Source organism: Nonomuraea rhizosphaerae (genome assembly GCF_019396405.1).
In the GTDB taxonomy this organism is placed as follows: domain Bacteria; phylum Actinomycetota; class Actinomycetes; order Streptosporangiales; family Streptosporangiaceae; genus Nonomuraea; species Nonomuraea rhizosphaerae.
Window position 1 is genome coordinate 17697 of record NZ_JAHKRL010000364.1, and the last position, 9834, is coordinate 27530.

Below are 9834 nucleotides of genomic sequence, written 5' to 3' on the forward strand. Positions count from 1 at the left end.
GCTCAGCGGTACGAATCCGCTCGATCTCATGACCTCACTCGCGCCCGTCGTGGAGGCGTTGCGCGACACCTCCGCGGACCTCGGCAAGGTGCGGCTGGTCTGCGACTGGGTCCAGTACAAGTCCAACTTCCGCGAGGCGGTCGACGTACGGCCGATCCTGCACGGGAGCACGGACGGCCCGGCGATCGTGCCGCTGGGCGTCCGGGACGACGCCGTGGAGATCGCCGTCGACGTGCGCCGCAGCGCCGGCATGTCGATCGAGGAGGTCACCGCGGCGGTGCTGCGCGAGCGCGAGGACGCCCGGGTCCTGCTGGAGGACTGGGGGCCGGGCAGCCGCAGCTGCATCTGGGAGTTCAACGCCCGCTACTGGAAGGACCTGGACCTCTGGGAGAAGGCCACCGGCCGGGGCTACGAGCAGGCGCTGCCGGGCGGGGAGAGCGACGCGCGCAACCGCGACACCGCGCGCGACGTGATCGGCGACCTCTTCGAGGTCTGGGACGCGCTGGCCGACGGCGACGCCCTGCCCGAGGAGCTGTACGTCGTCGAGCTGGGCGTCGGCAACGGCGGCCAGGCGAAGGTCTTCCTGGACGAGTTCCGCGCCCTCGACGCCGAGCACGGCCGCAACTACTACCGCCGCCTGCGCTACCTGATGTGCGACTACTCCCAGCATGTGCTGGACCTGGCCCGCGAGGCGGTCAGCGAGCACCGGGCGCAGGTCAGCACGTTCGCGCTGGACGCCACGACGCCGTGCGCCTCGCTCGGCTTCATGAAGTACAAGGTCTTCCTGGTCTACGTCTCCAATGTCTACGACAACCTGCCGACCGACGAGGTCGCCCAGCTCGGCGGCCGGACCTACTGCGTGCAGACCCGCGCCTACCTCGACGGCACGAGCGGGGCGGAGATCGCCGCGTCGGCGGGGTGCACGACGGACGAGCTGCCGGCGCTGGTGCACCGGCTGCTGCGGCTGGGCCCGGAGCTGCTGGCCGAGGCCGATCCCGCCCGTTTCGCGGGGGTGGAGGAGGCTGTGTCCTTCTGGCGTACGGTGTGGGACGCGCTCAGGCTGGACGAGCGGTACGTCCCGCTGGCCGGTCTTGACCTGTACGACCTGGCGCCGTCCATGAGCGGGGAGCTGCTGCGGCCGCTGCTGGAGTCCGGCGCGGACATCCGCATGCACGTCAACAACGGGGCCATGGCGAGCTTCGTGGACAGTCTGCGGCTCCTGCACCCGTTCGGGAGGCTCGTCTGTCATGACTTGTTCGTCACGGACGTCCAGGCGTACCGGAGCAACTTCCGCGGGCCCGGCAAGTACGAGGGATCCGTCGTCAACTGGGTCAACGGGCCGCTGCTGGCGCACGTGGGCAGGCGCAGCGGCTTCGACGTGCACTACGCGCCGTTCGCCCGCCGTACGGGCGGCAACATCATCACGATGACGGCGCAGGTGAGGGACTGATGCCCGGCCGGCTCCCGCTGCTGCCCACCAGCGTCGTCGGCTCCTACCCCGTACCGGAGTGGATGGAGCGGCTGAAGACCGACTACTACCGCGGCCGGATGAGCCACGCCCAGCTCCAGGACGTGCACGACATGGCGATCAAGGCGGCGCTGCGCGACCAGGAGCTCGCCGGCATCGACATCGTGTCCGACGGCGAGCTGCGCCGCGACAACGACATCGACTACTTCCTGGCCAGGATGCCGGGCGTGGACATCCCCCGGACGTCGAAGGACTTCTACTTCGACTACTACGACGCCAAGGTCACCGACCGGCTCCCCGCCCCCGACGGGGAGGCGCCGCTGCGGCTGGCCGACGACTTCTCCTTCACCGCCCGGCAGACCTCGGGGCCGGTCAAGTTCTCCTTCACCGGGCCGTTCTCGCTGTCGCGGCGGGTGCGGAACGAGGCCTACGACGACCCCGAGGAGCTGGTGCTGGCCATCGCGCGGACGCTGAACGCCGAGGCGCGCGCCCTGGCCGCCCGCGGCGCCCGCCTGCTGCAGATCGACGAGCCGTTCCTGGCCGGCTACCCCGCCGAGGCCGGCACGGCGATCAAGGCCGTCAACGTCGTCACCGAGGGCGTCGACGTCACGTGGGCGCTGCACGTCTGTTACGGCAACCGGTACGCGCGTCCCTCGTGGGAGGGGCACTACGACTTCCTGTTCCCGGCCGTGCTCGACGCCCGCGTGGACCAGCTCGTCCTGGAGTTCGCCCGCAAGGGGTACGAGGACCTGCCGGTGATCGACAAGTTCGGCTGGGACCGCACGGTCGGGCTCGGGGTCATCGACGTCAAGTCCGCCGAGGTGGAGACGCCGGGGCTGGTCGCGGCCAGGATCCGCAGCGCGCTCGACCTCGTCCCGGCCGAGCGGCTGGTCGTCAACCCCGACTGCGGGCTGCGCAACCTCTCCGGCGCCGTCGCCAGGGCCAAGCTAGCGGCCATGGTCGCGGGCACCGCCACCGTGCGTTCAGAGCTGGGCGCCGCCACCGGGCGCTCCGACCTGGACGCCGCCCCCCGTACCCCCGAACCTGAGGAGCCTGAGCGATGACCCAGCACGACAACGACCACGTGTTCACCTCGGAGTCGGTCACCGAGGGGCACCCCGACAAGATGGCCGACGCCGTGTCGGACGCCGTCCTGGACGCGGCGCTGACCGTCGACCCGTACTCTCGGGTCGCCTGCGAGACCCTGATCACCACCGGCATGGTCGTCCTGGCGGGCGAGATCACCACCCCCGAACTGCTCGACTACCCGCGGATCGTCCGGGAGACGATCAACAGGATCGGCTACGACGCCGCCTGCGGCTTCGACGGCGACACGTGCGCCGTCCTGGTGACGATCGACAAGCAGTCACCCGACATCGCGCAGGGCGTCGACCTGGCGCACGAGCACCGCCGCGCCCTGTCCGGCGACGAGTTCGACCGGGCCGGCGCCGGTGACCAGGGGATGATGTTCGGCTACGCCACCGACGAGACGCCCGAGCTGATGCCGATGCCGATCGCGCTGGCCCACCGCCTGTCGCGCAGGCTCGCCGCGGTTCGCAAGGACGGGACGCTGGGCTACCTGCGCCCGGACGGCAAGACCCAGGTGTCGGTGCGCTACCAGGGCGAGGTGCCGGTCGGCGTGGAGCGGGTGCTGATCTCCACCCAGCACGCCGAGGAGGCCGTCGCCGAGCAGATCCGCGAGGACCTGTGGCAGCACGTGATCACGCCGGAGCTGCCGCCCGAGCTGTACGACGCCGACACGCTGCACCGGAGCCTGCTGGTCAACCCCACCGGCCGGTTCGTCATCGGCGGCCCGGTCGGCGACGCGGGGCTCACCGGCCGCAAGATCATCGTGGACACGTACGGGGGGATGGCCCGGCACGGCGGCGGCGCCTTCTCCGGCAAGGACCCCTCCAAGGTGGACCGCTCCGCCGCCTACGCGGCCCGCTACGTCGCCAAGAACCTGGTCGCCGCCGGGCTCGCCCGCCGGGCCGAGGTGCAGGTGGCCTACGCCATCGGGGTGGCCAGGCCGGTGTCGGTGCTGGTCGAGACGTTCGGCACCGAGCGGGTCAGCCGGTCGCTGATCAGGACGCTGGTGAGCGAGCACTTCGACCTGCGCCCCGCCGCGTTCCGCCACTACCTCGGGCTGCACCGGCCGATCTACGGGCCGACCGCCGCGTACGGACACTTCGGGCGTACGGACCTGGACCTGCCGTGGGAGCGGACCGACCGGGCCGACGCGCTGCGCGAGGCGGCCTCGCTGTCGGCCGACGCCGCGCCGGTGACGCTGTGACCAGCGCCGATCTCCTCCCGGCAGCCGCTGATCGCCAGGCGGGGGATCCGCCGGACGAGCACGACATCGGCCGGCTGGTCGTCTCCTGCACCGACCGGCCGGGGATCGTCGCCTGCGTATCGTCCTTCCTGTACGGGCGCGGCGCCAACATCGTGCAGTCCGACCAGGACTCCACCGGCGCGATGGGCGGCCGGTTCTTCCTGCGTGTGGTGTTCCACCTGCCGGGCCTGCGTGAGGAGCTGCCCCGGCTGGAGCGCGAGTTCGGCGAGGAGGTGGGGGCTAAGTTCGGCGCGGACTTCCGGTTCCGCGACGCCTCCGCGCCGACCAGGGTGGCGCTCTTCGTGTCGCGGTACGACCACTGCCTGCTGGACCTGCTGTGGCGGGCCCGGCGGGGCGAGCTGCCGATCGAGGTGTGCCAGGTGGTCTCCAACCACCCCGACCTCGCCGCCGAGGTGGCCTCGTTCGGGGTGGCGTTCGAGCACGTGCCGGTGACCAGGGCGACCAAGCCGGCGGCCGAGCAGCGCCAGCTCGACCTGCTGCGGGGCCGGGCCGACCTGGTGGTGCTGGCCCGCTACATGCAGATCCTCTCCGGCGACTTCCTGGACCGGGCAGGCGTCCCGGTGATCAACATTCATCATTCGTTCCTGCCGGCCTTCGCCGGCGCCGGGCCGTACGAGCGGGCCAAGGAACGCGGGGTGAAGCTCATCGGGGCCACCGCACACTACGCCACCGAGGACCTGGACGAGGGGCCGATCATCGAGCAGGACGTCGTTCGGGTCTCGCACCGGGCGAGCGCGGGCGAGCTGGCCCGGCGCGGCGCCGACATCGAACGGACCGTGCTGGCCAGGGCCGTGGCCTGGCACTGCGAGGACCGCGTCCTGGTGAACGGCCGTACCACGATCGTCTTCTAGAGATTTGCACGAAGGAGCAGCCGTGCCCGCCGGGACGACCGCGGTGATCGGATCGATCGCCACCGACCACCTGATGCACTTCCCAGGCCGTTTCGCCGACCACCTCGTGGCCGACCAGCTGGACCGGGTGTCGCTGAGCTTCCTGGTGGACGACCTCGTCGTCCGCCGCGGCGGCGTCGGCGCGAACATCGCCTTCGGCATGGGCGTCCTCGGCCAGCGGCCGGTGCTCGTCGGGGCGGTCGGCGCCGACTTCGCCGAGCACCGGCGCGTCCTCGAACGCCACGGCGTCGAGTGCGGCGGCGTCCTCACCGTCGAGACGGCCCACACGCCGCGCTTCACCTGCACGACCGACGACGACCAGTGCCAGCTCGCCTCCTTCTACCCGGGGGCGATGTCGGAGACGAAGAACATCTCGCTCACCTCGATCGTCGAGCGGTACGGCGTCGAGCTGGCGCTGATCGGCGCGAGCGATCCCGAGGCGATGGTCGCGCAGACGGAGGAGGCCAGGTCGCTGGGGGTGGCGTTCGCCGCCGACCCGTCGCAGCAACTGCCCCGCCTGGACGTGGACCAGTGCCGCGCCCTGGTCGACGGCGCCCGCTACCTGTTCACCAACGAGTACGAGCTGGAGCTGCTGATCCGCAGGACCGGCTGGGACGCCGAGGAGATCACCGGCCGGGTCGGCCTGCGGGTGACCACGCTGTCCGGCGACGGGGTGGACCTCGTGGGCCGGGACGGCACCGCGCTGCACGTCGGGGTGGTGCCGGCCCGGACGATCGTCGACCCGACCGGGGTCGGGGACGGGTTCCGGGCCGGTTTCCTGGCCGGCCGGAACGCCGGGCTGGAGGTGGAGCGGGCCGCCCAGCTCGGGGCGCTCGTCGCCACGCTGGTGCTGGAGACGAACGGCGCCCAGGAGTGGGTCATCGACGCCGACGCGGGCGTGGGCCGGCTGCGGGAGGCGTACGGCGCGGGGGCGGCGGCGGACATCGAGCCGGTCCTGCGCGCTGCCCTGAGCTGAGCCGACCTGGCTATAACTCCCGGGCGGTGATCTGCGCAGCGGCGTCGAGCAGGCGCTTGGCCGTCCGCTCGACCTCCAGGTCCACCATCGACACGATGCCGAGGCTCGCCTCCAGCGAGTGGCCCTCGCTGTCGTACAGCGGCACCGCGACGCCCACCGCGCCCGGTGTCAGGGTGCCGCGCGACACCGCGTACCCCAGCTCGCGCGCCTCGGTCACCGACGGCGGGTCGCCGGCCTGCGCGGGCCGGGCCAGCATGATGGCCAGGCCGCTGGCCCCCTGGTCGAGGGCGTGCCGGGCGCCGCTGCGCTGGGACAGGTGGAAGACCGCGTCGGACGGCTCGACGACCGCCAGCACCACGGCGTCGGCCCCCTCCGACACGACGCACTGCGTGGTGACGCCGAGCTCCTCGGCCAGCGTCCGCAGGTAGGGGACGACCGCGCGGCGCAGCTGCGGGTTGGCCTGCCTGGCGAGCTGGATCACGCCCAGCCCGAGCCGGTAGCGCCCCGAGCTGCCCTCGGCCGCCAGGCGGTGCAGGCGCAGCGTGGTGAGCAGCCGGTAGACCGCCTGCCGGTGCATGCCCAGCGACGTGGCCAGCTCGGCGACGGTCATGTCGCGGTCTTCGGAGGCGAGCAGCTCCAGCAGCCTCAGGCCCCGATCCAGGGTCTGGGAGCCGCTGCCCTGACTCCCGCCGTCGCCGGCGCGATCACCAGTGCTCACGTCAAGCCATCCCTACCGCTGTTGATGCCACGAACACCTGCCGTGCCTGCATGGATCCGGCCTGATCTCACTCGTCTCATGAGCGTCAACTTCCACCTACCCGGTCGGCTGCCGCGTTGCGTCCAGCGATCCGGCCGAATGCGAGGCACTCGGCGATGCTGCCACCGCCGGTCGGATAGAGCAGGCCGTGTAGTGATCCTAGCTCTCCGGCGGAGTAGAGATGGCTTATCAAACCTCCGCGTATCGCCGCCACACGGGAGCCCGCGTCGCGGCGTGGACCGCCGACGGTGTGCGAACCTCCGGGCCAGAGCGGCACCGCGTAGTAGCGGTCGCCGCCGAGGGGGGTCATCGTGACGGGGTCGCGGCCGAAGTCGGCGTCGAGGCCCTTCGCGCAGTGGTCGTTGTAGCGGGAGACGGTCCGCTCCAGCGTGGCCGGGTCGAGCCCGCAGATCCGGGCCAGCTCCGGGACGGAACCGGCCGAGTGGATCCAGCCTTTGCGCAGCTCGGCGACGTTGTCCTTGCTCCAGGTGTAGTCCCCCACCGGTCCGGCCGGGCCGGAGTAGGTCGGGACCAGCGTCGCCCGCTCGAAACGTTCCTGGTCGAAGATCCACCAGGTCGGGATCCGCGGGTAGGTGAGCGAGTCGGCGTCCATCGCGAGCAGCGCCAGGTTGGCGGCGTGCTGGCGGCCCGGCTCGCGGATGAAGCGATTGCCGGTCCCGTCGACGAAGATCGAGCCGGGCGCCCGCACGCCGTCCGCGGGGCCGAAGCGGCCGGAGCCCCACAGGTCGATGGCCGTTCCGCCGGTGTAGCCGTCGCCGGGGAACCTGGCCACGAAGTGTCCGGGCCAGACGTTCATGTGCCACAGCTCCGCGCCGGCCTCGACGGCCATGGTGATGCCGTCGCCGGTGTTGTGCTCGGTGCCGTAGAAGTGCGCCGGGGTGATCGGCAGGTAGTGGGTCTTGAGTCGTTCGCTGGCCTCGTAACCGCCGACGGCCAGCACCACGCCGCGACGCACGCCGATCCGCTGGACCTGGCCGTCGCGCTCGGCCTCCGCACCGCTCCCGGCCTGCGCGACGCTCTCGACCTCCACGCCGACGACCGCGCCCGACGCGTCGGTGAGCAGCCATTTGGCCGCCGTCCCGTACCGCACCTCGATGGCACGCTCGGCGACCAGGCCGCGCAGGAAGCCGTGCATCGGGCAGCCGGTGTAGCCCTCCGGCTCGCCCGAGGGCTGCGCCTTGTAGACCCTGATCGACTCGTGGCCGGGCAGCGACGGGTGCTCGCCGTGGATGTCCATCCTGACGTACTTGCCGCCGTGCCGGTCGAGCCAGGCCGGGTTGGCCGCCGTCTCCTCGGCCCAGGCGCGGATCAGGGCGGGCTCGACCATGGACAGCTCGCCGTTGACCGCGTACATCGCCGACAGGTACTCCACCGCGCCGTCCACGTCCTCCGGCACGAGGAAGAAGCCGGCGGCGTAGCGGCTGTTGGGCCGGTGCCCCTCGGCCTGCTGCTTCTCGATGACGAGCACCTCGGCGCCCTCGTCGCAGGCGGTCACCGCGGCGACCGCGCCGGCGTCGCCCAGTCCGAGCACGACGACGTCGACGGTCCGGTCAAAGGGACCGGTGTAGTGCATGGTGCCCCCCTCCTGGGCTGAGCGCCGTCCTCATGGCCGTCCGGTGAGCCCGAACAGCCGGGCCGCGTTCTCCTTGAGGATCTTCGGCCGCACCTCGTCCCGGATGGCGATCTTGGCGAAGTCGGCCAGCCAGCGCTCCGGGGTGATCATCGGGAAGTCCGACCCGAAGAGCACCTTGTCCTTGAGCAGCGTGTTGGCGTACTGGACGAGCTGCGGCGGGAAGTACTTCGGCGACCAGCCGGACAGGTCGATGTAGACCTCCGGCTTGTGCATGGCGACCGCGAGCGCCTCGTCCTGCCAGGGGAACGACGGGTGTGCCAGGATGATCCGCAGGTCGGGGAAGTCCACGGCCACGTCGTCGATGTGCATCGGGTTGGAGTACTTCAGCCGCAGCCCGCCGCCGCCCGGCGTGCCCGCCCCCGCGCCGGTCTGGCCGGTGTGGAACAGCGCGACGAGCCGGTGCTCGGCGATGACCTCGTACAGCGGGTAGGCCATCCGGTCGTTCGGGAAGAAGCCCTGCGAGGTGGGGTGGAACTTGAAGCCGCGCACCCCGTGCTCCTCGATCAGCCGCCGGGCCTCGCGCACGCCCGCCGCTCCCCGGTGCGGGTCGATGCTGGCGAACGGGATGAGCACGTCGGCGTGCAGGGCCGCCTGCTCGGCGATCTCCTGGTTGCCGGGGACCTGCTCGCGTCCGCTGAGGTGCATCGAGTCGACGCCGAAGACGATCGCCGCCATGTTCCGCTCGCGGTAGTACTCGGCGATCATCGGGACGGTGAACTTCCTGACCTCGCCGGCCTTGAAGTAGTCGGCCATCGCCGCGAACCGGTCGTTGCCGTCGCCCGGCTCCTGGGTCTCGCGTACGGACGTGTGCACGTGGGTGTGCACGTCGATCGCGTCCAGCGAGGTGACGTCGATGGTCATCGCGCCTCCTCGGGCCGCTCGTCGAGGATCGCGGTGGCGGTGCCGGACAGCACCTCCGCGCCGTCGGCGTTCACCGCCGTGAGGGTGAGCTCGGCGCGCCGCTGCCCGTCGACCGTCCGCACGTCGGTGACGACCGCCGTCGCGGTGATGGTGTCACCGGGCCAGACGGGCGCCTTGAACCTGGCACGGTAGCGCCGTACGTTCTCGTGCCCGAACCAGTCGGTCAGCAGGCGTCCGGCCAGGCCCATGGTGAGCATCCCGTGGGACATGACGGTCGGGTGCCCGGCGATCTTGGTGGCGAACGGCTCGTCGGTGTGCAGCGGGTTGTAGTCGCCGGAGGCTCCGGCGTACATGACGATCTGTGTCCGTTTGAGGTCGCTCACGACGACCCGGGACACCTGCTGGCCGACCGTCACCGTCATGTGCTCTCCTCCTGGGTGATCCGCACCGAGACCGAGGCGGAGCGTGCCACCAGGTTGCCGTCGGCGTCATGGAAGTCGACGTGCCGCTCGGCGAAGTTCAGGACGCCCGCCCGGCCGCTCTTGTGCCAGGTCCGGCCCTGCCGTTTGCGGGCGGTCAGTGTCTCACCGACGCGGATCGGGCGGAAGTACTCGAACTCCTGCTCCGCGTGCAGCCCGCCGGTCCCGCCGGAGGAGCGGCCCGCCTCGGCGCCGGAGCCGTTCCAGGGCTCGCCGGGCTTCATGCGCAGCGGCCAGTCCGGGTCGAACTGGGAGAAGGCGATCGGGAAGGTGGGCGCGACCACGTCCGCGTCCTCACCCAGGGCGCGGGCGAACGCCCGCACGTGGCCCTGCTCGATGGGGAAAGGTAGATCGGTCACGGCGTGGCCTCCTCTGTCGCCGGTCGCAGGTGGGGGG

The 9834-nt window shown here is 71.6% G+C and carries 10 protein-coding genes; 5 read left to right on the forward strand and 5 right to left on the reverse strand.

What is annotated here, in order from left to right; genetic code table 11:
- Positions 1 to 28 precede the first annotated feature (28 nt).
- The 5 genes from KME77_RS18400 to KME77_RS18420 all read left to right on the forward strand — a co-directional run bounded on the left by KME77_RS18400 (position 29) and on the right by KME77_RS18420 (position 5687).
- Complete coding sequence (locus KME77_RS18400) at positions 29 to 1450, forward strand: hypothetical protein (RefSeq protein WP_219469106.1); 1422 nt, start codon at positions 29 to 31, stop codon at positions 1448 to 1450.
- The gene (locus KME77_RS18405; protein ID WP_219469108.1) at positions 1450 to 2532 is read left to right on the forward strand and encodes a uroporphyrinogen decarboxylase/cobalamine-independent methonine synthase family protein; all 1083 of its coding nucleotides are present in this window, start codon (positions 1450 to 1452) and stop codon (positions 2530 to 2532) included. The genes KME77_RS18400 and KME77_RS18405 overlap by 1 nt, the downstream gene beginning before the upstream one ends.
- Complete coding sequence (metK, locus tag KME77_RS18410; RefSeq protein ID WP_219469111.1) at positions 2529 to 3761, forward strand: methionine adenosyltransferase; 1233 nt, start codon at positions 2529 to 2531, stop codon at positions 3759 to 3761. Before KME77_RS18405 ends, metK begins: the two co-directional genes overlap by 4 nt.
- Positions 3758 to 4672, forward strand: a complete 915-nt coding sequence (gene purU / locus KME77_RS18415) for a formyltetrahydrofolate deformylase (protein ID WP_372451191.1) — start codon at positions 3758 to 3760, stop codon at positions 4670 to 4672. The genes metK and purU overlap by 4 nt, the downstream gene beginning before the upstream one ends.
- Before the next feature lie 73 nt (positions 4673 to 4745).
- Positions 4746 to 5687 carry a carbohydrate kinase family protein gene (locus KME77_RS18420; protein ID WP_219469134.1) on the forward strand — a complete coding sequence of 314 codons (942 nt, stop codon included), beginning with the start codon at positions 4746 to 4748 and terminating at the stop codon, positions 5685 to 5687.
- A gap of 10 nt (positions 5688 to 5697) precedes the next feature.
- Here the strand turns inward: KME77_RS18420 and KME77_RS18425 are convergent, their stop codons facing one another.
- From KME77_RS18425 to KME77_RS18445, 5 genes are all read right to left on the reverse strand, one after another.
- Positions 5698 to 6405 (reverse strand): IclR family transcriptional regulator, encoded by a 708-nt coding sequence (locus KME77_RS18425; protein WP_219469113.1) that lies wholly within the window; start codon positions 6403 to 6405, stop codon positions 5698 to 5700.
- A gap of 85 nt (positions 6406 to 6490) precedes the next feature.
- Positions 6491 to 8038 carry an FAD-dependent oxidoreductase gene (locus KME77_RS18430; RefSeq protein ID WP_219469116.1) on the reverse strand — a complete coding sequence of 516 codons (1548 nt, stop codon included), beginning with the start codon at positions 8036 to 8038 and terminating at the stop codon, positions 6491 to 6493.
- A gap of 30 nt (positions 8039 to 8068) precedes the next feature.
- The gene (locus tag KME77_RS18435) at positions 8069 to 8959 is read right to left on the reverse strand and encodes an amidohydrolase family protein (RefSeq protein WP_219469119.1); all 891 of its coding nucleotides are present in this window, start codon (positions 8957 to 8959) and stop codon (positions 8069 to 8071) included.
- On the reverse strand, positions 8956 to 9381 hold the full coding sequence (locus tag KME77_RS18440; protein ID WP_219469123.1) for a MaoC/PaaZ C-terminal domain-containing protein: 426 nt from the start codon (positions 9379 to 9381) through the stop codon (positions 8956 to 8958). The genes KME77_RS18435 and KME77_RS18440 overlap by 4 nt, the downstream gene beginning before the upstream one ends.
- Positions 9378 to 9797, reverse strand: a complete 420-nt coding sequence (locus tag KME77_RS18445; RefSeq protein ID WP_219469125.1) for an FAS1-like dehydratase domain-containing protein — start codon at positions 9795 to 9797, stop codon at positions 9378 to 9380. Before KME77_RS18445 ends, KME77_RS18440 begins: the two co-directional genes overlap by 4 nt.
- Between the last annotated feature and the right edge of the window lie 37 nt (positions 9798 to 9834).

Coding starts and splice junctions, on each gene's coding strand:
- KME77_RS18400 (WP_219469106.1), top strand. CDS start 29: ATGACCTCACTCGCGCCCGTCGTGGAGGCGTTGCGCGACACCTCCGCG.
- KME77_RS18405 (WP_219469108.1), top strand. CDS start 1,450: ATGCCCGGCCGGCTCCCGCTGCTGCCCACCAGCGTCGTCGGCTCCTAC.
- metK (WP_219469111.1), top strand. CDS start 2,529: ATGACCCAGCACGACAACGACCACGTGTTCACCTCGGAGTCGGTCACC.
- KME77_RS18420 (WP_219469134.1), top strand. CDS start 4,746: ATGCACTTCCCAGGCCGTTTCGCCGACCACCTCGTGGCCGACCAGCTG.
- KME77_RS18430 (WP_219469116.1), bottom strand. CDS start 8,038: ATGCACTACACCGGTCCCTTTGACCGGACCGTCGACGTCGTCGTGCTC.
- KME77_RS18435 (WP_219469119.1), bottom strand. CDS start 8,959: ATGACCATCGACGTCACCTCGCTGGACGCGATCGACGTGCACACCCAC.
- KME77_RS18440 (WP_219469123.1), bottom strand. CDS start 9,381: ATGACGGTGACGGTCGGCCAGCAGGTGTCCCGGGTCGTCGTGAGCGAC.